The 24,702-nt window shown below is 45.0% G+C and carries 18 protein-coding genes and 3 tRNA genes; 7 read left to right on the top strand and 14 right to left on the bottom strand.

What is annotated here, in order from left to right:
* The first annotated feature begins 40 nt into the window (after positions 1-40).
* Together HL061_RS12495 and HL061_RS12490 are read left to right on the top strand one after the other, a co-directional pair.
* Entirely contained in the window at positions 41-1,801 is a 1,761-nt protein-coding gene (locus HL061_RS12495) for a sigma 54-interacting transcriptional regulator (protein WP_252962899.1), read from the top strand.
* A gap of 219 nt (positions 1,802-2,020) precedes the next feature.
* A tRNA-Leu gene (locus tag HL061_RS12490) sits at positions 2,021-2,105 on the top strand.
* A 91-nt stretch (positions 2,106-2,196) separates the two neighbouring features.
* On the opposite strand, the gene HL061_RS12485 is transcribed toward HL061_RS12490, so the two are convergent.
* Positions 2,197-3,219: a serine/threonine-protein kinase gene (locus tag HL061_RS12485; RefSeq protein ID WP_252962898.1), complete on the bottom strand. Its 1,023-nt coding sequence runs from the start codon at positions 3,217-3,219 to the stop codon at positions 2,197-2,199.
* An 81-nt stretch (positions 3,220-3,300) separates the two neighbouring features.
* Here HL061_RS12485 and HL061_RS12480 point away from each other — a divergent pair, with 81 nt between their 5' ends.
* The gene (locus HL061_RS12480; RefSeq protein ID WP_240365268.1) at positions 3,301-4,245 is read left to right on the top strand and encodes an ATP-binding protein; all 945 of its coding nucleotides are present in this window, start codon (positions 3,301-3,303) and stop codon (positions 4,243-4,245) included.
* A 76-nt stretch (positions 4,246-4,321) separates the two neighbouring features.
* On the opposite strand, the gene HL061_RS12475 is transcribed toward HL061_RS12480, so the two are convergent.
* The 6 genes from HL061_RS12475 to gyrA all read right to left on the bottom strand — a co-directional run bounded on the left by HL061_RS12475 (position 4,322) and on the right by gyrA (position 11,560).
* Positions 4,322-5,467, bottom strand: coding sequence for a ribonuclease Z (locus HL061_RS12475; RefSeq protein WP_252962897.1), 1,146 nt, complete (start codon positions 5,465-5,467; stop codon positions 4,322-4,324).
* Between the two features lie 32 nt (positions 5,468-5,499).
* Positions 5,500-5,772, bottom strand: coding sequence for a hypothetical protein (locus tag HL061_RS12470; RefSeq protein WP_071003439.1), 273 nt, complete (start codon positions 5,770-5,772; stop codon positions 5,500-5,502).
* Between the two features lie 101 nt (positions 5,773-5,873).
* Entirely contained in the window at positions 5,874-6,542 is a 669-nt protein-coding gene (locus HL061_RS12465; RefSeq protein WP_071003437.1) for a glutathione S-transferase, read from the bottom strand.
* Positions 6,543-6,720: 178 nt separating this feature from the next.
* On the bottom strand, positions 6,721-7,368 hold the full coding sequence (locus tag HL061_RS12460) for a hypothetical protein (RefSeq protein WP_227517157.1): 648 nt from the start codon (positions 7,366-7,368) through the stop codon (positions 6,721-6,723).
* Between the two features lie 238 nt (positions 7,369-7,606).
* A complete protein-coding gene (gene rarD / locus HL061_RS12455) occupies positions 7,607-8,677 on the bottom strand; it encodes an EamA family transporter RarD (protein WP_252962896.1) in 1,071 nt (356 codons plus the stop codon).
* Positions 8,678-8,818: 141 nt separating this feature from the next.
* Positions 8,819-11,560: a DNA gyrase subunit A gene (gyrA, locus tag HL061_RS12450; RefSeq protein ID WP_071003431.1), complete on the bottom strand. Its 2,742-nt coding sequence runs from the start codon at positions 11,558-11,560 to the stop codon at positions 8,819-8,821.
* Positions 11,561-12,132: 572 nt separating this feature from the next.
* On the opposite strand from gyrA, the gene HL061_RS12445 reads away from it, so the two are divergent.
* On the top strand, positions 12,133-12,414 hold the full coding sequence (locus HL061_RS12445; RefSeq protein WP_058025545.1) for a hypothetical protein: 282 nt from the start codon (positions 12,133-12,135) through the stop codon (positions 12,412-12,414).
* Between the two features lie 56 nt (positions 12,415-12,470).
* Positions 12,471-13,322 (top strand): methyltransferase domain-containing protein, encoded by an 852-nt coding sequence (locus tag HL061_RS12440; protein WP_071003429.1) that lies wholly within the window; start codon positions 12,471-12,473, stop codon positions 13,320-13,322.
* Positions 13,323-13,355: 33 nt separating this feature from the next.
* On the opposite strand, the gene HL061_RS12435 is transcribed toward HL061_RS12440, so the two are convergent.
* The 7 genes from HL061_RS12435 to HL061_RS12405 all read right to left on the bottom strand — a co-directional run bounded on the left by HL061_RS12435 (position 13,356) and on the right by HL061_RS12405 (position 24,014).
* Positions 13,356-14,681 (bottom strand): ABC transporter ATP-binding protein, encoded by a 1,326-nt coding sequence (locus HL061_RS12435; RefSeq protein WP_252962895.1) that lies wholly within the window; start codon positions 14,679-14,681, stop codon positions 13,356-13,358.
* A gap of 114 nt (positions 14,682-14,795) precedes the next feature.
* Positions 14,796-16,472, bottom strand: a complete 1,677-nt coding sequence (locus HL061_RS12430) for an iron ABC transporter permease (protein WP_252962894.1) — start codon at positions 16,470-16,472, stop codon at positions 14,796-14,798.
* 161 nt (positions 16,473-16,633) lie between these two features.
* Entirely contained in the window at positions 16,634-17,767 is a 1,134-nt protein-coding gene (locus tag HL061_RS12425; protein WP_071003425.1) for an extracellular solute-binding protein, read from the bottom strand.
* A 556-nt stretch (positions 17,768-18,323) separates the two neighbouring features.
* Positions 18,324-19,046, bottom strand: coding sequence for a 16S rRNA (uracil(1498)-N(3))-methyltransferase (locus tag HL061_RS12420; protein ID WP_252962893.1), 723 nt, complete (start codon positions 19,044-19,046; stop codon positions 18,324-18,326).
* The gene (locus tag HL061_RS12415) at positions 19,043-20,644 is read right to left on the bottom strand and encodes a 3-deoxy-D-manno-octulosonic acid transferase (protein ID WP_252962892.1); all 1,602 of its coding nucleotides are present in this window, start codon (positions 20,642-20,644) and stop codon (positions 19,043-19,045) included. Before HL061_RS12415 ends, HL061_RS12420 begins: the two co-directional genes overlap by 4 nt.
* 119 nt (positions 20,645-20,763) lie before the next feature.
* On the bottom strand, positions 20,764-22,263 hold the full coding sequence (locus HL061_RS12410; RefSeq protein ID WP_252962891.1) for a tetratricopeptide repeat protein: 1,500 nt from the start codon (positions 22,261-22,263) through the stop codon (positions 20,764-20,766).
* A 110-nt stretch (positions 22,264-22,373) separates the two neighbouring features.
* Positions 22,374-24,014 (bottom strand): cardiolipin synthase, encoded by a 1,641-nt coding sequence (locus tag HL061_RS12405; RefSeq protein ID WP_290127473.1) that lies wholly within the window; start codon positions 24,012-24,014, stop codon positions 22,374-22,376.
* A gap of 215 nt (positions 24,015-24,229) precedes the next feature.
* Between HL061_RS12405 and HL061_RS12400 the strand changes: the two genes are divergently transcribed.
* Both HL061_RS12400 and HL061_RS12395 read left to right on the top strand, forming a co-directional pair.
* A tRNA-Val gene (locus HL061_RS12400) sits at positions 24,230-24,305 on the top strand.
* Between the two features lie 36 nt (positions 24,306-24,341).
* Positions 24,342-24,418, top strand: a tRNA-Asp gene (locus HL061_RS12395).
* The last annotated feature ends 284 nt before the right edge of the window (positions 24,419-24,702 follow it).

Raw genomic sequence — 24,702 nt, 5'->3', positions numbered from 1 at the left:
TCCCAAACCGACAATAACAATTGCTCATTAGGCCCGATACATGACCCAATACAGTGACAACCAAAACCCTAAAAGCGATGCACACTCTCCAATAGTCACCGTCAATAATGCACCCAGCGATCAGCCTGCAACGCTCTGGTTAATCGACGATGATGCAGCGCTGCGTATGGTATTGGCCGATACGTTTGAAGATGCTGGATTGACCGTTATCAGTTTTACCCAAGCGCAGGCAGCATGGACTCGGCTCAATGATGCGCTAAAACAGCAAGAATCAGCCACACAGCTGCCAGACGTAATATTGACTGATATTCGTATGCCAATGATGGATGGATTGTCATTTAGTGACTGGGTACACCAGCACTTTCCGGACATGCCGATTGTCATTATGACAGCGCACTCAGACCTCACCTCTGCGATTAATAGCTATCAGACCGGTGCGTTTGAATACTTGCCAAAGCCCTTTGACCTAGATGATGCTGTTGCCACTATCTATAAAGCGATCAACTACCAGCCAAATATGGCGTTAGCTCATTATTCGAACGAATCTGATACCCATATCGCGACTGACGCGCGCGCCGACAGTGATATAACACCTGAAGCACCTACCAGTACAAACTCTAAACACAGCAAAAATAAAGCTGAGGTGACAACTGCCTCTAAAGCTAATAGCAATCCGAGCGGTATCATCGGTCAGTCACAAGCCATGCAAACCGTGTTTCGTGCCATTGGTAGATTGGCGCAGTCCCCCATCTCGGTCTTAATTACTGGAGAGTCAGGAACAGGTAAAGAGTTGGTTGCCAGTGCCTTGCATCAGCACTCACCGCGCAAACAGCAACCATTTATCGCACTTAATATGGCAGCCATACCACATGATTTGATTGAGTCTGAATTATTTGGTCACGAAAAAGGCGCGTTCACTGGTGCAACGACAACTCGTCAAGGACGTTTTGAGCAGGCTAATGGCGGTACGTTATTTTTGGACGAAATTGGCGACATGCCCTTTAGTACCCAAACACGTCTGTTACGCGTACTGGCCAATGGCGAGTTTTATCGCGTTGGTGGACAGCAGCCGATCCAAGTAGATGTCCGTATCATCGCCGCCACTCACCAGAACTTAGAAGAATTAGTCAAACAAAATCGTTTCCGTGAAGATTTGTTTTATCGTCTCAATGTCATTCGTCTACCGCTGCCACCACTGCGTAAACGCCCCGAAGACATTCCTGCATTAGCGACCTACTTTATGCAGTCGGCAGCTGAGCAAATGAACACAACACCGAAACATTTGCATCCTGCGGCCTTACAGATGATGCAGACCTTTGACTGGCGCGGCAATGTGCGTCAACTTGAGAATGTCTGCCTATGGCTGACAGTGATGGCCACGGGCGACACCGTGATGGCCACAGACTTGCCACCAGAGCTATTAGAAAACACGCCTCTAGACTCAGAGCTAGACCAAGAACACGACTCGTCACCACAAGCAAATGCAGAAAACCCTCAACTGCAAAATAAAGACGACTTAAATAATTACAGCCAAAATAATCAAGTCACTCACACTCCTGCCAGTCCAAATTGGCAAAAAGCTCTTGCTATCTGGGCTGAGCAGTCTCTCAATACAGGCGAAACTGATATTCTACAAACGGCCACGCCTGAGTTTGAGCGGGTCTTGCTAACAGCAGCACTCAACCATAGTGGTGGCAAAAAGATAGAGGCAGCAAGTTTACTTGGTTGGGGTCGCAATACCCTGACCCGTAAATTACAGCAGTTAGATATCTCTGCACCCAGAGTGCCATCCAAGGAGTAAATAAAGGCTTAAAACGCAATATTAAAAAGCCATTAATATCAATTATTTATAAAAATACGTGAAAATAAATGCAAAATAACTAAAAATAATCGCAAATAGGGGTTGACCAGAAATTCAAACTCTATATAATAGCCAACCACTGAGACGCACTACCGAATCAGTTAACTGTCTAGATAGCGTTTGAACTTAATCGCTTTTGATGATAGAGTAACGGAAAATGGGGCTGTGGCGGAATTGGTAGACGCACCAGATTTAGGTTCTGGCGCCGCAAGGTGTGAGAGTTCGAGTCTCTCCAGCCCCACCATTTTCGGATAGTACATCTTAGACCAAATATTAAAGCCTGCTTTTTAGCAGGTTTTTTTGTGTCTGTCATTTAGCATTTCTAGTTATAACCTTTATAAATTTGCTATCACCTCATCCATACTTTGATACCTTTTCTCTATTCGCTTTGCCAATGCTTTATCAACAATACTTTGATAGCGAACATACTCTAGCGGTAATTTTGGAATAGACTGCTGGCAGTGCTGAATGGCCCAATCTGTCATGGACTGATTACTTTGAGGGTCTATATTAAATGGTCGCTTCCCTACCAATATTTCAACCATCATGATACCGAAGGCATAGATGTCACTTTGTATCGTTGCTCTTTGTCCTTGCCAGCGCTCAGGTGCCAAATATGCTGGTGTTCCGCCAGAAAAATTTATTGCGTTTGGTCGATCATTTCTTTGGGCTAATGCAAAATCTGTCAATAGTAAGTCAGGCACTATACAATCACTATCGGCGTGACTTGTTAGATTATCACTGAGCAAAATATTACTGGGTTTAATATCATTATGAAGCCAGCCAGCGTTGTGTAGGTTGCAGACTAAATGAGCAGACTCTTTGATCAAATCATGTTTTTGCTTGTCTGTTAATGACACATGGTGATTCAACAGCTTAGCTAAGCTGCTGCTTTCATAATAAGGCATGACCAATACCATTAACTGCTGGCTCTGTTCTAATGTGTCGACCTCTACATTATGATAGGCCAATAGAGGTGGCGTAATAGAGCTAACTTGGGTTTTCTGCGAAGTATATAACGCTTGCAACACGCTTATTTCATGAGTTAAATCTGAGACACTTTGAAGTCTAACTGAAGTGGCACGTAGCTCCCATTTAATTATCACGCTACCATACTCTACATGGCGTGCACGCGTTATACCTTGATAGCAGCTTTGCTTGCTGCGTTGTTTGGTAATTTGCGTTTTACTCTCTTGGGTTTGCTCTGTGCTTCCCTCTCTGTATTGTTGACTGATACGCTGATGCACTATTTGGGTATATTGTAACTCTGACAATGCTTGGGTAATGACTGGCAATAGTTGTCCAGATTGCGCTTGCAAGGCTTGTGTAATAGGCAAATTACTGGCACTATTTTTCACAGTGTTATCTCTCATCATATTATAGAGTCGCAATCGCACACTATCGTTTTACCCAACCGCCACTTTACCGCTAGAGTCATTATGTCACAGTCTAACAATTATGCCCTGCCCGCCCCTTTATTAGCATTGCTTAGCCAGTATCTGCAAGAGCACGTCACACCAACCATTGAGATTGACCCAAGCCAGCTTGCGTATCGCTGGGTCGGCGGACGTACTGGTCACCTACAGCCTTTGTCTGTCAATTTATTTTTGAGTTTGGATGATTTGCAAGGTATTGATGTGCAAAAAGCAAAACTGGTACAAAACACCCGCCAGTTTCTCAAAGGCTATCCTGCCAATCACGTCCTGATGACAGGGACACGTGGTGCCGGCAAATCCTCGCTGATTCGCGCCCTACTGCAAGAATATCACAGTGAAGGGTTACGCATTATCGAGATTGCGCGTGATGATCTACAGGTGCTAGACAAGATTCGTGCCGCGATTAATGCGCTGCCAGCGGACTGCGCTTGTCGCTATATCGTCTACTGTGATGATTTGGCATTTAACGGTCAAGATGAGAGTTATCGGGCGCTAAAAAGCGTGCTTGATGGCGCGCTTGATTCTGAGCAAGACAAGCTACTGGTCTATGCCACCAGTAATCGCCGTCGCTTGCTACCACAAATGATGAAGGACAATCTTGATATTTATAATGGGCAGACGGATGAAGTCAATCCTTACGAGACCATTGACGAGACCGTGTCATTATCAGATCGATTTGGCTTGACCTTGACCTTTCATCCTATGGATCAGCAGACTTACTTACAGATTGTGCAGCATTATCTAAATTTAGAGCAACGGAAAATTTCAGCTCGCATTGATACTGATATTGAAATGGATGTGGACGGTGAAAATCTACCTGACAAAATCAGAATGGACGCCTTGCGCTGGGCATCTGAACGCGGTGGACGCTCAGGTCGAGTGGCTTATCAATTCAGTCGTTACTGGAGCGGCAAAACACAATTGGCTATTGAAGACCGTAAATCATAGCCGCTAAGCCATATCAGCCGCTAAGCCATATTAGCCGCTAAGCCATATCTTTGAAACTATCTCTTTACAGTTATGCCTAATTGCTGCGTGCAGAGCCTACATACTGCACGCGACTCTCCTTTTGACTACCCGCTTGATTATCTGCCAAGTCGATAGCCCCATTGACGCTATATTGAGCAAAATCTTCTGCCAGCCATATATTGCCTTGGTAGACACTTTGCGCATCTAAGCGAATATAGGCCATATTTGGCGTTTCGCTATCTGGATTATCAAAGCTCTGATAACGAGCGCTAAAGTGAGTCAAAATGATGTTTTTCAAGCTCATCTTTTGCGCGAATGTGCCCACTATGTGCGCGCTACTATGCATAGGATCAAAGTCAGGGTTGCGGGCTTGAATGGCCATCATGACCTCATGCGTATAAGTGGCCTCATGCACCAACAAATCCGCATCCATAACTGCTTCACTCAAACACTCTGGCGTGTCATTGTCCCCTGCTATTACTACCTTTGTCCGCTGCACATCATCATGAACATAGTCTGCTGAATGTAAGTGCTGACCATCCTCAGTGATGACATTTTCACCTTGTTGTAGCTTGCCCCAAAGCGCGCTTGCTGGAACACCATCCGCTATAAGTTTACCTGTATTGAGCGTGCGACGGCTGATGGTCTGCGTGATACCAAATCCATGAGATGGCACGCGATGTGATAACGGATAAATCTCTATTATCAGCTGATGTTGATTATCCAAGTCGATTTTTACTGTACCTTTATTAACATTAACTTCTTGCGACAACAGATCCTCTATCGACACAAAGTTGAGGGTAAATGGCAGATATAATTCAGTATGTAAGATAAAGGCATCAAGCAGCGCCGAGATGGCTTTTGGTGCAATGAGCGTCAATGGCTCACGGCGACCTGACATCGCGGCACTCGCCAGCAGCCCTGGCAGGCCATAACAGTGGTCGCCATGGACGTGGGTAATACAAATCGCCGTCAATTGACGTAAGGAGAGTTTGGTATGCAGTAATTGCTGCTGTGTGCCTTCGCCACAATCGATGAGTAGCCACGGGCGCGACTTTTTATTTTGACTGTTACTATGCGGCTGGTTGCCTTTTGATGAACCAGACGCATGAGGATTCAAGCACTCGATTGCCAATGCCGTTACATTACGCTGCTTGGTCGGCACGCCTGCGGAGGTGCCCAAAAAGGTTAATTTCAGCATAGGTCATGTCTTTTATTTATTAGAGGCACGGGTTAGGACCGTTGGCATATCATGGTTTTTTGACCGTCAACCATTTGCCCACCATTGGCCGTACATTCATTAACCATATTAGATTCATAAGATTTCCAGCCACCATAAAAACTAGCGGCGCACAAAATTACAACCAGTAGTTTTTGTGACCAAGATTTGATAGATACTTGCTGGTTATCAACCGGTTGCCTATTTTGCAAGTTATGATCTAGCGACTGCTTAGCATCTGTGTCTTTCTTTGTTTTTGCATGATGCGATGTATTCAAGTCTGTCATTATTTTATCCTAAAAAAGGCTTTGCTTATGAATAAACAAAACCTTTTATCTAATATCACCTCAAGTATTGAGAGGTGTTTAAGTGTTTATACAAGTATCTTTTAAAACTGCGGTGTTCCGCCCTTTGCCTCAGCACGTTTGAAAGCGGGGCGTTCTTGACAGCGTTTGAGCCAATTTAATAGATTAGCGTATTTAGATTGATCCATACCTGCACGCGCATTAGAGGCGGCTACCACAATATACATTTGAATATCAGCGGCACTGAACGTCTCCCCTGCAAACCAATGACTGTCTTGGAGATGCTGCTCCATCAGATTTAGGTTGTTGATAATATTATTGTTGATCATGCCATCTTCAACTTGTTTGCGAATACCTTTACTGATCGGTTTGATCAGCATAGGCGATCGTTCAACGACTTTACTAAATACCAGACGCATAACTAACTGTGGCATCGCCGTGGCTTCGGCAAAATGCAACCAAAAAGTATAATCTTCCCACGCCGCTTCATTATCATCAGCCGGCTTAAACTGATGCTCTTTATCATAGTGTCTGAGCAGGTATTCAATGATAAAACCGGACTCAGCCAAAGCGCGATCACCCACTTCAAGCACCGGCGTGTGTCCCAACGGATGCACTTTTTTTAAGCTCTCAGGTGCAAGATACGCCTTCGTACGCTCATAGGTTGTCAGCTCATAATCCAGCTCCAACTCTTCTAGTAGCCATAAAATACGAAACGAGCGCGAATTGTTTAAATGATGCAGAGTTAACATAAACCGTCCTAGTTATATATTGTTTTAAATCAGCCATAATCTCTTAAATATGGCGCCACGTTTTGAATTAAACATGACACCACTGTGCTCGATAATAGCGTAATTTATGCCCCTTTGACACTGCAATTTTGTAGGACAATGACCAAGATACTGCCTTGTAAGTCAGGTTTATGTAAACCTAGGAGGCACCAGTTTTAGTCACAATCACAGACAGTGCTTCAATCTTGCGCGTCATCTTATCGATCTTTTGCTGATATTTTTTGATTTGGCGAAAGCGGTGCGCCATTAGCACGCCCTTAATACGGCGATTTTTGAGACGGCGGCGTGGCGGATAACCCAAGCACACAAACAAAGTCGCCCAAGAGATCGCACCATATTCAAAGATATCATAAGCGATACCGAGACCTGAGCATATAATCGCAGCCCACTGTAGCAAGCTCATACTCTCATTATAAAAAAATCGACCAACCACGATCATGATCATCGGATATAAGAAGTAACCCAACGTCACCTCAAGACCCAAACCATTGACTGGCGCCCACATAAACATCCAAGTTTGCGCCCCCAAAATCGGAGTGGGTAGTATGAATAAAAACCACTCTTTGGCATTTTTTAAGGTTTTTAGATAATCAAAAATATGCTGCCACTGTTTTAGCACACCCACCAGCAGCACCAGACCAAAAAACATCGTGAGCACACGCCACGAAGCAACTTGCGTACCTGATAACGGTTGCAACAGCAAACCAAATAGGAATAGCAATGAGTATAAAAAATTTGCAGCCACAGCAGTGATCGCACCCTGAGAAGTTTGGTTAGTAATCAACATCACAACAGCCTTTAGAGATTGGGACACATCCTTTGCAATTTTAAAAAAAACAAAAGCCTCAGACGATAACGTCTGAGGCTTTTTTATATAGGGTGGTCGCGCAATCTAAGATAAACGCTATTAATGTATCCTGCTACATTATGGGCGGCATTATGTCAAAGTCAAAATAGATAAGCAATACCAGTGTGCATCTAGTATCTCAATGTCGTTATCAAGCAAATTTAATGCTCGTAAGTCCTTATTTTGCATCAAGTTGTTCGAGTTTTTGCTGTATCTTATCCATCTTTTTTTGATAACGACGAATCTTACGAAAGCGATGCGCTTTTAGCACACCATCGATACGCTGATTGATAAAATGACGACGCGGTGGAAAGCCTCCTACCTGCGGCTCTCTATATCCATGCAAGCGGTCATTACGCTGACGAACGAGATAGCCTATCGCACTATCGATTATCATGACCACTAGGGCAAGTGTAATCATGCCGTACATAAAGAGCGAGCCACCTTCATCAAGACTTTGACTCAGAACGGTAATAGACAACACAAATAACAGTAGCGGCTCTATGTAGCTCAGCGCCCCAAATAGCGAGACCGGCAACTTGCTACTCGCAATCATCGTTAGCGACATTGCCAGTGCACTAAAGGCACCCAGCAATGGCAGTAGGTACCAAAACTTCATATTTTGTGCCGCCACACTAAAACCACCAGTGAGATAAAGCATGATCAATACCACGGGCGTCAGCAATGTCAAATCAAACAACAAGCCAGTAATGGGCGGTACAGCAAGCGTGCGGCGCAATAGATAATACGGCGGATAGCCCAAACATACAAATAGCGTCACCCAAGACACCGAACCATATTGAACAATGTCGTAGCCAATACCGAGCGCTGCCAGTGTTGCTGCCGCATACTGCAAGACACTCATATCCTCACGATAAAAAAACCGACCAAGCACAATCATCACAAGTGGCAATAAAAAATAGCCCAAGGTGACATCCAGTCCAAATCCATTCACAGGTGCCCACATAAACAACCAAATCTGGCCGCCTAAGATCGGTGCAGGCAATATAAATATCAGCCATTCTTTCAAGGTCTTAAGCGTCTTTATATAATCAAAGACATGCTGCCATTGCTTAGTCAAACTGAGCAAGATGACCAAACTTAACAACATCATCAGCACGCGCCATGAGGCTACCTGTGTCCCCGTTAAGGGCAGCATAAACAGTCCAAACAAAAACATCATCGAGAATAAAAAGCTCGACGATACCGCTGCGACAGTTCCCTGAAAAGTTTGATTGGTTGTAAGCATAACAACAGCCTTAAAAGTAAAATCCTATGTACATTATTAAGAAAAAGTGAATAAAAAATAAAAGCCTCCGACGACAACGTCAGAGGCTTTTTTCTAGGACAATGATCAGAAACTAGACTGAAAAGCTAACTACCAAGACTATTACTCGTCATCGTCTACTGCATCATTATCCAATGTGTAATCGTTGGCAATATCGATAGCGTCGTTGGCATCGCTCAAAGCAGTATTGTCAGTTGCGGTATCGATATCTATCTGCTCCTGACTTTCCACCTCAAACGTGCCATCTTCTTTCATCGCATCGATTAATTCATCATCACCCTCTTCGTGCTCAACACGCGCCATAGCGACCAATTTTTCATCTTTTGGCAGACGAATGAGCGTGACACCCTGAGTGTTACGACCAGAGCTCGCAACGTGCTCAACTGGCGTACGTACTAGCGTTCCTTTGTCAGAGATTAAAATAATATCATCGGTAGCGTCAACCTTAGTCGCTCGCACCAATGCGCCATTACGCTCACTGGTCTTAATGGCGATAACACCGCCACCGCCACGGTTTTGCGTATTAAACTCTTCGATAAGGGTACGCTTACCAAAGCCGTTTTCACAAGCAATTAGGATTTCATGTACATCATCTTCGATAACGACCAATGATTTGATAAATTCATCAGTAGCCAAACGCATACCGCGGACGCCTTTCGCTGTACGGCCCATCGCACGAGCATCATTCTCATCAAAACGAATCGCTTTACCACTTGAAGCAAATAGCATCACTTCTTGATTGCCGTTGGTAATACGAGCGCTGACCAATTTATCACCCTCTTCTAGACCAACCGCGATCAAGCCGTTCGAGCGAATATTGGCAAACTGTTCAAGCTCAACACGCTTGACTGTGCCATTGGCGGTTGCAAAGAAGACAAAGCGGCCGCTAACTTCCTCAGACATTTGCGGAATCGGCAATATCGTCGTAACGGTTTCGTCGCTATTTAAACCAATTAGATTGACCAACGGACGACCACGAGCACCGCGGCTGGCAATCGGCACTTCAAACCCACGTAAGCTAAAGACGCGGCCACTGTCTGTGAAGCACAATACCGTAGAGTGCGTTGAGGTCACGACCAGATGATCAATCACATCATCTTCTTTCATTGCCGTTGCAGACTTACCTTTGCCGCCGCGCTTTTGTGCGACGTAGTCATCAATTGGCTGAGTCTTGGCATAGCCAGTACGCGACACCGTCATCACAACGGTTTGCTCAGGAATCAGGTCTTCACGGCTGAGATCCATGCGTGAGTCGATGATGTCGGTGCGACGCTCATCACCAAAGTTATCACGAATCTCGATCATCTCATTAGAGATAATACTCATCAGCTTATCAAAATCACCAAGAATAGACTCTAAATGAGTGATTTCGCGTAGTAAGTCTTGGTATTCCTCGGTCAATTTATCTTGCTCAAGGCCCGTCAAACGATGTAATTGCATGTCTAAAATCGCATTGACCTGCTCAAGTGACAAGCGATAACGCTCTTCGCCTTCGATCAGACCAAACGGCGCTTTAGGATCTTCGCCATCGATAAACTCAGGACGTACTGACTGACTACCAGCAGCCGTGAGCATCGCAACGACACTGCCTGAACCCCATGTATTATTCAATAAGCTTTCGCGGGCGAGTCCACGGTTTGCAGAGGCTTTAATCGTCGCAATAATCTCATCGATGTTGGCTAATGCAACCGTTAAACCTTCTAGCAAATGACCACGGACGCGGGCTTTGTTCAATTCATAAATCGTACGGCGCGTCACCACTTCTTGACGATGACGGACAAATGCAGCGATAAGCTGACGCAAGGTCAATAGCTTTGGCTGACCATTGTCTAGCGCGACCATATTGATGCTAAAGCTAGACTCAAGCGGCGTCTGCAAGAACAAGTTATTGACAATAACTTCGGCAGTCTCGCCGCGACGCAAGTCAATAGCGATACGCATACCGTCTTTGTCAGACTCATCACGAATCTCACTGATGCCCTCGATTTTTTTATCACGAACAAGCTCTGCGATACGCTCAATCAATTTGGCTTTATTCGCCTGATAAGGGATTTCGGTAAATACGATGCGCTCACGATCGCGGTTGACGCCAGTATTGCTCATCGGCTCAATATGATAACGACCACGAATATGCAAACGGCCTTTACCCGTGCGGTAAGCATCTAAGATACCTGCACGGCCATAGATAATACCGCCTGTAGGGAAATCAGGACCTGAAATATGTGACATCAGCTCTTCGGCTGAAACTTGTGGGTTTTCGGCATACGCCAAACAAGCATTGATCACTTCGGTCAAGTTATGCGGTGCCATATTGGTCGCCATACCAACAGCAATACCTGTCGCGCCATTGACCAATAGGTTAGGGATACGCGCTGGCATCACGCTTGGCATGCGCTCAGAGCCGTCGTAGTTGTCTTCCCAATCGACCGTATCTTTGTCCAAATCTGCCAGCATCTGATGAGTCAGCTTGGTCATACGTACTTCGGTATAACGCATCGCTGCCGGAGGATCATCATCGATCGAACCAAAGTTACCTTGACCATCAACCATTGGGTAGCGCAAGCTAAAATCCTGCGCCATACGGACGATGGCATCATAGACAGCACTATCGCCATGTGGATGGTACTTACCGATCACATCACCAACCACACGGGCAGACTTTTTGTACGGCTTATTATAATCATTAGACAACACGTGCATGGCATACATCACACGGCGGTGTACAGGTTTGAACCCATCACGCACATCAGGCAGCGCACGCGAGACGATCACGCTCATCGCATAATCCAGATAGGATTGCTTTAGTTCATCTACGATGCCAATAGGACTGACCGATTCGCTCATATACACTCCTTCACTCACATTTTTTTCTAACGTTGACACATCGCTTATGGCACCCACAGATCATATAAAAATACTGCCACATAAATGGGCAGTCATGATCAAAATACATACCATAAAAAAACACTGCTACACATGCAAAACAATAGGAAAATAGTGATACGGTTTTTGTTAAAAACAATGTTTAATAAAAGAAGCTATTTTAGCACAAATTTGCTGATTTAGGGGGTTCTGACCACCATTAAAATCAAGCTAGGCGGTTCATTTGCAGTGATATTTTGAATTACCCATACACTCTAAAATAATTCTAATGACAGGTTTTTTTTGATTGGCTGATTTTGCCATTTTTACAGACGAACTTACAACCTGCTGAGCAAAGAGATACTCCGTCCATCTTAGCTGAACAGAGCCTACCAATTGTTCTAACATGAGCTAATGGGTTTCATAAGTATATGATGATTTAAATTAGGTCAATGAGGCTATTTTTTTAGTGACGCTGGACAAAAAAATCCTAAGCGTTACACTAACTCATCTTTTATAGAACTCGAATAACGACCTAACAGGCTACTTTTATTATGGATATCATTCTTGCGATTGTTTGGATTTTAGCAATGGTGCTATATAGCTTTTCGAGCGATTATGTTGCTAGTTTTCCTAACCATAACAATCGCGCTGTACCCTATGTCCGTTGGGGAGCACTTTTAGTCGCCATGGCTTTGTCAGCATATTTAGCAAAAGCCTATCAAGAAAACCTACAAGGCAACGGTATGTGGGTATTTGTTATCGTCGTATTTGTCATTATTGTTTTAGCCAAGATCGTCTTTAAATGGGTCATTAATAGACGTTTGAAACGCTAAGCTATACTGAATATTTTTGTTGCTCTCAACCTCTCCGCTATTGATCTGAACGCCTTATGACCACTGAACATCAAAACAACCAACTTGGCCTAAACCAAGCCACCGCACCAGAAGACACACGAGCAGATCGTAGCTTCGATACCATTGCCGATCATTTTGAAAAAAAGGTCTATGGCGGTTTAAAAGGTGAAATCCGATTGGCGGTATTACGCCGTGATATTGTTGAATATAGTACACAAATGAGTGAAGCGCTTGGACGACCGCTGCGTATCTTAGATGTGGGTGCAGGGCTTGCACAAATTGCCATAGAGCTTGCTACTCAAGGTCATAGCGTCGTCATCAACGATATCTCAGCAAATATGCTTGAGAAGGCAAAAGCAAACGCTGAACAAATCGATCAAGCGCTGGATATCACATGGTACGTCTGTCCATACCAAACACTTGAAGAAACGCTAGGTAAAGAAGAAAACGATAAGTTTGATTTGATCCTATCGCACGCGCTACTTGAATGGTTGGCAGAGCCTGCTGCCGTCATGGACTTCTTTGATCAATATCTAACCGATGATGGCGCGCTATCTTTGTGCTTTTATAACCCTGCAAGCTTTGATTATCGCAACCTCATCATGGGAAATTTTAATTTACTCGATAATACGGACTATAAGGCGGACAATAAGAAAAGCCTCACACCCAATCATCCCGTTGCTAAAGAAGAAGTGGAGTCTTGGTTGAAGGCGCATGACTATCAGACGGTACGTAGCAGTGGTCTACGGGTATTTCATGACTATGCACCGCTCAAGCGTGGCGGGCATAACGATCCAGAGGCGGTGATAAGGATGGAGCTGCGCTACTCACAATTAGAGCCATACAAATGGCTTGGACGGTATTTGCATATTCTGGCTAAACGGTAAACTTAGACAACCGCTCAAAAGCTGTGAAGGCTGCTAAACGTCTTCATCAACTCTCGATGATCTGTCATATTCTGACCAAGTGGTGGCATTGACCTCTTTTTCGTCAAACACGACCACATGCTCCAATAACGGCAAGATACCAATATGTGAACCAATTTCATGATTATGATGGCTAGCAACCAGTGATAATATGGACTGTCCGTCATCTAACTGTAGACGGTACAAATAGTTGGCACCGCGGAACACTCGCCCAATCACCAAGGCTGTCTGCGTACTATCATCATCATGAATGATGTCATCAGGGCGCACGAGTACCTTGATTGGGGTACCATTTGGATAATCATATTCGCAGTACTGTGGTTGTCCTGATTGATCATAGACTTCCATGCGGCGATAGATATTGCCAAGCGCCGTCTCTACACGACCTTCTTTGATGATACCGTCTATCATCGCGCCTTCGCCGACGAACTCAGCGACAAAAGGACTGACAGGCTCATGATACAGCTCGCTTGGTGTTGCCCATTGTACCAATCTGCCCTTATCCATTACCCCGACTTTATCTGCTAACGCAAACGCTTCGTTTTGGTCATGAGTGACCAAGATTGCCGTAGTATTGGTACGTTTGAGAATGTCACGGACATTCATTGCCAAGGATTCACGTAATACCACGTCCAGATTAGAAAATGGCTCATCAAGTAGTAGTAATTTAGGCTTCGGTGCAAGCGCCCTTGCAAGTGCCACACGCTGCTGCTGACCACCGGACAGCTCATTTGGACGTTTATCCGCATGCTCCGTCAGTTCGACCAGGCTTAGCATCTCAGCCACACGAGCTTTTTTGTCAGCCGCTGACCATTTATTGAGGCCAAAGGCAATGTTTTTTGCCACGCTCAAATGACCAAAAAGCGCATAATCTTGAAACACCATCCCCATGCCGCGCTTGGCTGGTGCCACGGCAAAAGAGTCCCGAGCTGTTTTTTCCGTTAGACGTTGATTGTTTAAATGGATAGTACCGCCGCGGCTTTGCTCCAGTCCTGCAATCGCTCGCAATGCCGTGGTCTTGCCGCAGCCACTATAGCCCAAGAAGCAACCAATCTCTCCTTGCTCAAGCATCAACGACATGCCATTAACTACAATAGTATCGTCATAGCCGACAATTAGGTTTTGTACACTAAAATATGGATTGGTCGCGATAGTGCTCTTAGTATCTTGGCGCGCAGTATCGGCTTGTTCTACAGGCTTGCTACATTGAGACTGGGTTGTCCGAGTTTGCACGACTGGTGATTTTTTGACAGGAGTACTACGTGCTCCAGTCTTTACTGACTGAGCGTCTGACGAGTCGTTCATTGAATCAGTGTACATAGACAATCCCAGTTCGCTATTAGTAAATACAATGTTGGATAAAGCAGTAAAAATGATAATATAAGTTGGATCAAGCACCATTAAACATGGCATATTTATAAGCAGCAATGGCGGTTAGCTGTGTTTGTCACTTTGACGCAATAGTATCCAAACTGGAAGCAATCCGACCAGTACAATCAATAAACTTGGTAATGCTGCCCGCCCCCACATGCCTTCGCTTGTCATCTCAAACACGCGCACCGCCAGTGTATCCCAGCCCTGCCTGCGTGTCATCAATGTGATCGGCATCTCTTTCATCACTTCGACAAATCCCATTAACAATGCCGTTAGTACCCCAGGGCTAAGTACCGGTAGCATCACATGACGCCAACGCTGGTACGCACTGTCACTAAGCAGTTTCGCTGCGGCCTCTTGATTAACGGTCAATCGTTGTAACTGCCGATCCACTGGCTGAAAACTCACCGTCATAAAACGCGTCGACAATGCCAATAGCATAACGATCACACTGCCTGAGAGCACCTGCTGCGAGGTGATACCAAAAGCAATCATTTGATTGTCTAGCCACGCAATAGGAATAAAAATACCCACTGCCAATACCGTACCTGGCACGACGTAGCCTAAATTAGCGAGCGTGGTCATCAGTTTAGTCGATTTATCAGGATATTGCCGCTTGATCCACGCAATAATCACTGCCAAAAAGGCAATAAAAACTGTGGTCATACTAGCAATCATAAGGCTGTTAGTCACAAAATCAATATAGCGCGCATCAAAATCTTGGCGAAAATTCAGTGCAGTCCAATAAATCAGCTGCAAGAACGGTATTAGAAAAGCCAGCAAAAATACAAACGTACATAGCAAGCTCATCCCTATTTTGGCAGGAGTACTGGCGTCGAAACGCTGGTTGCTGCCTTGCGTAATCGAACTGCCGCGCTTGGCCTGCCAATACTGCTCAAACAGTACTACAATAAAAATCACACCGATGAGCAAGGCTGCTAACTGAGCCGCTGTGGTCAAACTAAAAAAGCCAAACCACGCCTTATAAATAGCAGTGGTAAACGTATCGACATTGAATACCGAAACCGCGCCAAAATCTGCCAATGTCTCCATACTTGCCAGCAATAAGCCACCGATAATCCAAGGCAGTGCTTGCGGTAATGCCAACCGAAAAAACACGCGGCTACGGCTCAAACCTAGCATCTGGCCTGCTTCAATCGCCCACCGACCTTGCGACAAAAACGCCTGACGCGCCAGCAAATACACATAAGGATAAAATGCCAGCGACAACACTAAACCTGCACCCCAGACATTACGTACCGAGGGAATCGCTGTCGTGATACCAAAATCGCGCAGTCCTGTCTGTAACGGCCCACTAAAATCCACAATACCAATAGTGACAAACGCCAATACGTAAGCCGGTATGGCAAGCGGCAACATGAGCGCCCACGAAAAAAACCGCTGACCAGGGAAGCGGTACATGCTGGTTACCCAAGCGAGAACCGTACCAATGGTCCCCGATATAACAGCCACCATAAACAGTAAAATCGCGGTATTTTTGAGCACTTGCGGCAGGACATACTCTGCCATATGCGTCCAAATATCGGCGACTGGTTGCGTCCACGACAACAACACGATCAAAATCGGCACCAGCATAAACAACGAAATCAGCCCTAAGACTGATTTCGAGATAATACGTTTACGAAGGGCATGGTCTTGACTGACCGTCTGATTGTCATCAGCTCTGCTACTGATTGGATCTTGCTCGCTAACAGACGCATCTGGCGTTGTGATCATAGTATCATTACCGTGTCATACTCACTCATCGAGACTTTTTAAGCGCCTACCAAACTCAAAACGTTCATTGTTTCATGACTAAACATTTCATCATCAGATTTTAGCAAATTGTCTTTAAAAAAGATGATGTTGAGCTTGGTATCACGATGACTGGCAGTCTTTTATTTATAACCCGCTTTGTCCATCATTTGAATGGCTTGAGTTTGTAGCTCACCAAATTTCTGTACGTTGATATCGTCTTTTTTGAACTCGCCCCAAGATCTGAGCATTTCTGACTCATCCACCCCTTCTTTGACTGGGAATTCTTTGTCTGAGCTGGCGTAAAGGCCTTGCGCCTCATCAGATGACAACCACTCAATCAGTTTAAGCGTACCGTCTGGATTATCTGACCCTGTAACCACGCCCGCGCCTGAAACGTTTACATGTGTACCAGTGGTGCCTTGGTTTGCCCAGAATATTTTCACAGGGAAGTTTGGTTTTTCGTCTAATAGGCGGCCATAGTAGTAACTGTTGGCGATACCAACTTCACACTGACCAGCAGCAATCGCCTCTAGCATGGCGGTATCATCACTGAACACGTCAGTGGCAAGATTATCAACCCAACCACGGATGACAGCTTCTGTTTTTTCTTCACCCAAATGCTCTATCATGCTGGCCACAAGTGACTGGTTGTATACCTTTTTAGAAGTACGCAAGCATAGTTTGCCTTTCCATTTTGGATCCGCCAAATCTGCATAAGTCGATAATTGATCGGCGCTAACTTTGCTTGGGTCATAAAAAATCGTACGCGCGCGCAGTGATAGACCTGTCCACTGACCTTTTGGATCGCGATACTTTGCAGGGACATTGGCCTCTAGCACAGACGACGCTACTGGCTGTAGCAACCCTTGCTGAGCCGCTTGCCATAAGTTACCCGCGTCCACCGTCAGTAGCATGTCAGCTGGAGTGTTTTGACCTTCCGCTTGCAAGCGCGCCATCAGTGGGCCAGTTTTGTCTGTGACAAGTTCAATCTTGACACCAGTCTGTTCAGTATAGCGATCTAGCAATGGTTTAATCAGCTGCTCATTACGTGAAGAATAAATAGTAATTGTTTGACCATCTGCACTGGTCGCACCGTCATCATTAGCTGCTTGCTGTTCAGTTTCAGTACCAGCCTCTGTTGTCTCTGTCTCCACGCTGTCTTCGGTTGTAGAAGAATTGCTACAGCCAACCATTCCCAACATCAGGCCAAATATGGCAGCAGACAATACAGGCTTGGTGGTGAATAGATTAGTGCGGATGGTGTTCAGTGGCATGGTTTTCCCCATAGTAATGCGATAAAAAAGAGACGGCAAATAGTGAGATAAAATGGTCAAAGCCCCTATTTGTTGGGATTCGTTGGACCATAATCATGGAAACAACATACTAATAGAAATGAGATTAACTATCAATACATTTATCTAACCCAAGATGCTGAAATTATTTGGCTTATTAGGGCGTGTTGAACATTCGACCATGGCACTGACAGCAACTATTTTTTAGGCGATTCGATGTTAAAAATAATAAGCTTAGTCACTCTAAGCGCTTATTTTTAACGATGAAGCGGCAAAAAAGAATCCTGTCCCCTGCTTTTATCGTTGGGGCTGATGCTAAAATTGCCCCATACTGCGTTACAAATCTCGCTAAGGCATCTGCATTATCGTCGCTTTGTGCCTTATCTGGAACAATTTTAGCGATCAGCAGTGCCTATTTGCGAATGTTCAACACGCCCTAGTCATTTTCTAAAGCTAAGTTGTACCCAAAACGGCTCTTGTGTTTTTGTACTCCTATCCTCTTGTGAATGGCAAATATATTAACGAATACCACACCAATTTAGAGCAGCCATTGCCCTAACATAACATTGACCGCCGCTTCTGTACGCAATATACGCGGCCCTATATGTACTGGCGTGCACCCGTGTGCGGCGAGTAGCGCTATCTCATAATCGATCCAACCGCCTTCAGCACCGATGCAGACCAAACTGGGCAATTCTAATGTTGTATCTAATTGTCGAAATTCAGAAAATGACTGCTCAGCATAAGGGTGTGCAACGATGGCTTGATTACTCACCAAACTGGTAAGCGTATCCTCTACAAATGGCTTAAAACGTTTTTTTAGCGTAATACGAGGTGCAATCGTATCAACCCCTTGTTGCAACCCTTCTAATACAAACTCATCAAGACGCTTAAGCAGCGGACTTTGCCAATAGCTTTTTTGCGTGCGATAGCTGTTAACAAGTACAATATCGCGTACGCCAAGCGCCGTCATATCCATGATCAAACGCCGCAATACTTTGGGACGAGGTAAGGCTAAAACCACGGTCAGATCCAGTTTGGCTGGCGGGGTAATACCGAGCTGAACATCGTATAACTGAATACTATCAGCAGCAATGTCCTCAATGACAGCCGTACCAAGATTGCCACCTAGCTGCCCAATTTTGAGCGTGTCACCAACTTTTGCGCCCAGTATGTTATTGACATGGTCGACTTGCACCACGTCATTGATTTGCGCTTTACTTGTGGAGAAATTTTCAACGGGCAGTAATATACAATTCATAATATCTCTTGCCCTAAATTTTGAGGAAAATATTGCTCAATAACGTCCTCAATCATAGCCAGTTGACGAGTCAACACTGCTTGCTGTTGTAAGGTTATTGTCTCGCCCGCCTGTCCTGCCTGCGTCGCTAATGGTAAATCACTTAACCAAGCCTCTAGCTGCTGATAAATAAGTGCGGTGTCATCAGTGCTATCAGTACCGTACTGATGATTTACTGTACTTTTAGCGCGCTCATTTGAGCCATCTATCGTCATTGGACGATAAAACTGATTGTTTGGTTGATATAAGGCGCCCACCTCGGCCAGCTTATCGACCACACTTTGGCACGATTGGGTGTAACGACCCATGATGACAGGCGTTACCACGCTCGCAGGTTCAACGGGATTGTGTCCGCCTATGTCTACTAGCGACCCTCCAACCAATGCGACATTTGCCAGTGTATACCAAGTCATCATCTCACCCATGCTGTCCGCCAGATAGACTTGCGTGTCTGCATTGATGGCCTCATCAAGACTGCGCCGTGCCATTGTTAGACCAGTCTTTTCGATCAATGCTGCAACTTCATCAAAACGCTCAGGATGTCTAGGCACGATGATCAGTAACGTATTGGCTAGTGATGACTGCGATAAGATCTGCTGATGTAACGATAGCGCCGTCTCTTCTTCGCCGTTATGAGTGCTTGCTGCCACCCAAACTGGTCGGTCTGCTATCGCAAACGCTTTTGCCAGCGCATTTTTTTTAGCGAGCGCATTTTTTTTAGAGGGTATCTGCGCACTTGCATCTTTTGCATCAACAGCTAAATTATCGGAATCGATAGCTTCCACATCAATTTTAGGCGTATTGATGACCCACTTTAGCGACCCTGCCACGCGGATCTGTGCGCTATCCGCCCCTAATTGACGAAAGCGTTTGGCAGAATCGCTGTCTTGCGCAATGATGAGCGCAAGGTTTTTCATCATGCTGCTGCTCACCGCACCAATTTTTTGATAACTTTTAAAAGAAGACACCGAGAGACGACCATTGACGAGAATACTTGGTATCTGATGCTGAGCAAGCTTGGTCAAGATATTCGCCCATAGTTCAGTTTCGACAAACAGTGCGGCGATAGGCTGTACATGCGTCAAAAATGTCTCAATCACGGCAGGAGTATCAACGGGGACATAGCTGTGACTCATACGACCTTGAGCGATTTCATCTACAAACCGACTGGCACCGCGAGCAAAACCTGTCTGCGTGGTGTTGGTCAACCATATCTGATAGCCACTAGCCAGTAATGCGTCTAATAAAGGTGCAACCGTATTGGTCTCACCCAACGATACCGCATGACACCAAATCACACCTTTATTACTGTGACCAGTAATCGCTGGACGCGGTGGATATTGTTTGCCAAAACGCTGCGCCACTTCTTGCTGATAATTGTCACGTTTGTGAGAGCGCCGCCATACTTGCAGACGGTATAGCGGCTTTAGCACACCGATCAGAAATTGATAATAAAATGGCGTCTGATACACCGCACGATCAGTCAATAAATTATGACCTGACAACCTAGTGTCAGTCGAATGGGAAGATGTGTCAGATGGAGTATGAGATGATGGCATGGAGTAGCCCAGATTAGTAATGAATCAAACAGCAGAAAGGTAAATATAAAAACGCGCCAATTCTACCTGAAATCAGCGCGTAACCATAAACTTTTAAAAGTTTACTGAGTCAATAGCGATTAGACGATAATCAGTATCAGTACCGCAACCACGATCACTGCACCAAACAGTAACTGATAGCGCTTGTTACTGTGCTGCTCTTGTTTTTGCGTCGTGATCAGCGCTTGCGCTTGCTCCCATTGAGACACAAGGTTTGCCGCCTCTATATGACCATTATCTGCCGCTTGCTCTAGCCAGTATTTACCACTATCAATATCTTGCGGCATGCCTACCCCTTGATAATACAGCTTGCTAAGTAAACGCTGGGCACGGCTGTCGTTTTTGCTAGCGGCTTGCTTTACCCATTCCACGCCAGATTTTTTAGCGTCCTTGTCATCTGCCGTGAGTCCTTCGCCAAGCAACTCGTACATCGCCAAGCGTAGCATGGCAGCCGTATTACCCGCTTCTGCAGCCACCTGTAATGCTAGCAATGCTTTATTTTTTGCTGCTATATGATTGTCTGAAAACACAACTTGGCCACGCGGTTTGTCCTGCTTGGCAATGTGCTGCTCAAACTGATCGAGGACTTTGCAAGCTTGCTGATATTCAGTCACGCCTGCTGTTTGCGGCACCTCAATCTCGTCTAACTCTATGAGTAGCTGCGTAAACATTTCTGGTGTCGGTGGGGTTTTTACAGGCGCCATAGGCTTGGTGGCTGGCGACGCTACCTTCGTCAGCTCAGGTTTTGCTTGAAGCTCTGGTTGGCGCGGCGCGGTACTCATTAAAGGTTTAGATACAGTAGTTGCAGCAGAAGGGCGCTCGATATTGGCTGATACTATATTAACATCAGCCAATTCATTATTTACCGGTACGTCCTCTGATGCCTCATAATGACTAGCAGGTTGACTTGTACTGATAGTCGTACTCGAATCTATCGTTGAGTGTATGCTTTGGGTCGTATTATGCGTTGCTGACTCAGTCTTTAAATAACTAAGAGTATCTGTATTACTCGCTTGATCCGATAAATCTGGCAATCTTGCGCTAACTGCTTGGTATAGTCCACTCTCCGCCTGTCCCCCTTGTACCGCTTCAAATGGCCGATCAATATTGCCAAATAGACGCAGCCCTATTGGCTCTAAAGGAAAAAATAAAGGCAGCGCATCAGTAGCCGCATTATTATCACCATAGCCAACGGCCATATGCTGATAAAAGTCATCGGTAATCAATGACAGCTCAGGATAGCGTTTGCGTAGCTCAAACTGCCCATACCAATGGGGCTTATTTTGCCACTGCTGTGCCAATACGCGACCTGCATAAAATCCTAGAAACACCATAAAGTTGCGATAGTGCTCATCGACCAGTAACGTCGCCTCGTCCCATATACCGCCTTTCATCATGTTGCGGCGTACCTGAGACAATAGTGTATCAATACGCTGTAAGCTCTCAAGCGACTCATCTAGCGCACAATTATGCAACTGTGTCTCATATGCGATACCACCTGCGATAGGACGCCCAGCTAAAAAATCTTGCCAGTAACCTTCTGCAATATAGTCAAGTGGTGTTAAGGGCGAGGCAGACATAGACAGGCGTGTCCTTTTTTAGATAAGTTGATTATAGAGACAATGATAATGATTAAAAATATGAGCATAAAAAAACACGGACAGGTTACCTTAACCTAAAATTGAGCGTGCTACAATAAAGGACTAAACAAGCGTACGACATTATCAAATAAGCGTTTTGATCCATGGCGCTGCTGCCACTCTTCATTGCCCAAAATACGGCAACTTTGTAAATATATTTCTTGACAGTCAGCCACTTGAGCGACCATCTCTGGCGTATAAATCGCCAAGCTGACTTCCATATTTAAATAAAAACTGCGCATATCTATATTGACCGTACCAAACAGGCAGTAGTCGTCATCGATAACCACGGTTTTTGCATGTAGCAACCCCCCTCGAAATAGCGCAATGGTCACGCCAGCATCGAGTAGCTCTTGATAATAAGCTTGTGAAGCATGCTGCACCAAAAACGAATCGACTTTTTCAGGAACAATAATCGTCACCTCAACGCCGCGCTTAGCCGCTATCGTCAGTGCACCTGATAGCGACTCATCGGGTACAAAGTATGGGGTGGTAATACGAATACGCTTATTGGCACGGTGAATCACAGTCACTAACGTATTGTAAATCACATGCGCTGTCAGCTGCGGTGCTGACGGTATGAGCTGTGCCATCACCTTGTCTACGACAGGCATCTTTGGTATCACAATTGAAGTGCTACCGATACCTGGCTGCTCGTGATAATCAATGTGATCGCTCAATACTTTTACGCGACTGTTTAAGTCGTTGATGGTCGGATCCATCACATAGAGCTTTCGCGTATAGTTATTGATTCGCTGATTGAGCGCATCTAGGTTTTCGTTGTTTTCGGCGCCGATATCAGTAACAATAACTTTGGCCATGGCGGTATTGATACTAATAGAGTGCTGGCTGGTGGTTCTAATCGCCACATCAATCCACTGTCCGACATTTTTATTTTGCTTAAAAAACCGTGGATCAACCAAATTAAAGCTACCGATATAGCCAATATATTCGTCAATGACCACCATCTTACGGTGATTACGTAAATCAGAGCGCTTAAATAGTGTCTTAAGCAGTCCCACTGGCAGCGACTGATGGACAAACACACCGGCTTTTTCTAATTTACGATGGGCACTACTATTAATAAAACTAAAGCTACCTACACTATCAGCCAATATGTGACACTCAACGCCGCGCTGAGCGGCTACTGACAACGCCTCTATCACATCGAGTACTTTTCCTCTGGGATATACAATATAAAACTCCATAAAGACAATGCGCTGCGCTGCATGGATATCCTCAATCAAACGCTGAAAAATCGATGCAGGATCTGTTAACAACTGCATTTGATGATCGGGAAATACTCCTAGCCCTGTCCAGCGCGTTCCTATTTGGCTCACACCGCGGTATTTGATGGGTAGCAGATCTTGTCCTTTATCAAACACCAGTTGCTCGCGCCGTGCCATGTCATTCATCATGATGCTTGCTTGATCCACGCGCTCACGGTAGCGTCGTCCAATCATCGGCTCGCCTAGTAGTATGTATGCAATCAGACCGAACACGGGCACGGTATAAAGCACTGCAATCCAAGCAATGGATACACCAATATTACGCTGCACTGACACAACGCGTAACGTCATAACAATCATCAGTATAATATGAAATATCAGACCTAGACCTGCGTACTCTCCCCACGTCCAGTTAGTAAAGATCTGCCCAATCGTAAAAATATCTATGCTGGCCTCCCTCAATCATGCTCAAAAAACAAAGTATCCGTAGTATAGTAGCTTTTCACCATCAAACAACTGCTAACAATCATAACCTGCCTCTAAAAAATACAAGTAAGTATCTACCATATATTACTGTTTTTAATACCATTAAAAATTTATTTCCGATTATTTCATAAAATAGTCAAAATAACGTTTGACAGTCAAGTGTAAATCTATATAATACACACCCACAGAGCGGGTGATTAGCTCAGTTGGTAGAGCGTCTGCCTTACACGCAGAATGTCGGCGGTTCGAATCCGTCATCACCCACCACTTACTAGCTTGTGGTAAAAAAGCTAAACGACCTAAGCAGCGGTAGTTCAGTTGGTTAGAATACCGGCCTGTCACGCCGGGGGTCGCGGGTTCGAGTCCCGTCCGCTGCGCCATATTTAAAACTTAAGTTTTATACAAGTTTCGCCTCAAACATTAGATTGTTTGGGGTTTTTTTGTGTTTGAATTTCGTCGTTAAGCCTTTATCTATAAGGTGTGTATATTTTACCCCTACTAATTATTTATAATTGGCATAATCTTTGATAATGTATGAATGACAAGTTTTTTTGCATGCGCCCTATCTTCTGAAAAACGGTGACCAAGTACTCGGTGACCAAACGGTGACCATTTTGTGACCAAGGTTATTAAAGTTGCTGACTGTAACTGATCCTTAAAGTTC

The organism is Psychrobacter sp. PSP (assembly GCF_024085615.1).
Lineage (GTDB): Bacteria > Pseudomonadota > Gammaproteobacteria > Pseudomonadales > Moraxellaceae > Psychrobacter > Psychrobacter pacificensis.
This window is presented reverse-complemented; position numbering and strand designations above follow the sequence as displayed.

Coding starts and splice junctions, on each gene's coding strand:
- HL061_RS12495 (WP_252962899.1), top strand. CDS start 41: ATGACCCAATACAGTGACAACCAAAACCCTAAAAGCGATGCACACTCT.
- HL061_RS12480 (WP_240365268.1), top strand. CDS start 3,301: ATGTCACAGTCTAACAATTATGCCCTGCCCGCCCCTTTATTAGCATTG.
- HL061_RS12475 (WP_252962897.1), bottom strand. CDS start 5,467: ATGCTGAAATTAACCTTTTTGGGCACCTCCGCAGGCGTGCCGACCAAG.
- HL061_RS12470 (WP_071003439.1), bottom strand. CDS start 5,772: ATGACAGACTTGAATACATCGCATCATGCAAAAACAAAGAAAGACACA.
- HL061_RS12465 (WP_071003437.1), bottom strand. CDS start 6,542: ATGTTAACTCTGCATCATTTAAACAATTCGCGCTCGTTTCGTATTTTA.
- HL061_RS12460 (WP_227517157.1), bottom strand. CDS start 7,368: ATGTTGATTACTAACCAAACTTCTCAGGGTGCGATCACTGCTGTGGCT.
- rarD (WP_252962896.1), bottom strand. CDS start 8,677: ATGCTTACAACCAATCAAACTTTTCAGGGAACTGTCGCAGCGGTATCG.
- gyrA (WP_071003431.1), bottom strand. CDS start 11,560: ATGAGCGAATCGGTCAGTCCTATTGGCATCGTAGATGAACTAAAGCAA.
- HL061_RS12445 (WP_058025545.1), top strand. CDS start 12,133: ATGGATATCATTCTTGCGATTGTTTGGATTTTAGCAATGGTGCTATAT.
- HL061_RS12440 (WP_071003429.1), top strand. CDS start 12,471: ATGACCACTGAACATCAAAACAACCAACTTGGCCTAAACCAAGCCACC.
- HL061_RS12435 (WP_252962895.1), bottom strand. CDS start 14,681: ATGTACACTGATTCAATGAACGACTCGTCAGACGCTCAGTCAGTAAAG.
- HL061_RS12430 (WP_252962894.1), bottom strand. CDS start 16,472: ATGATCACAACGCCAGATGCGTCTGTTAGCGAGCAAGATCCAATCAGT.
- HL061_RS12425 (WP_071003425.1), bottom strand. CDS start 17,767: ATGCCACTGAACACCATCCGCACTAATCTATTCACCACCAAGCCTGTA.
- HL061_RS12420 (WP_252962893.1), bottom strand. CDS start 19,046: ATGAATTGTATATTACTGCCCGTTGAAAATTTCTCCACAAGTAAAGCG.
- HL061_RS12415 (WP_252962892.1), bottom strand. CDS start 20,644: ATGCCATCATCTCATACTCCATCTGACACATCTTCCCATTCGACTGAC.
- HL061_RS12410 (WP_252962891.1), bottom strand. CDS start 22,263: ATGTCTGCCTCGCCCTTAACACCACTTGACTATATTGCAGAAGGTTAC.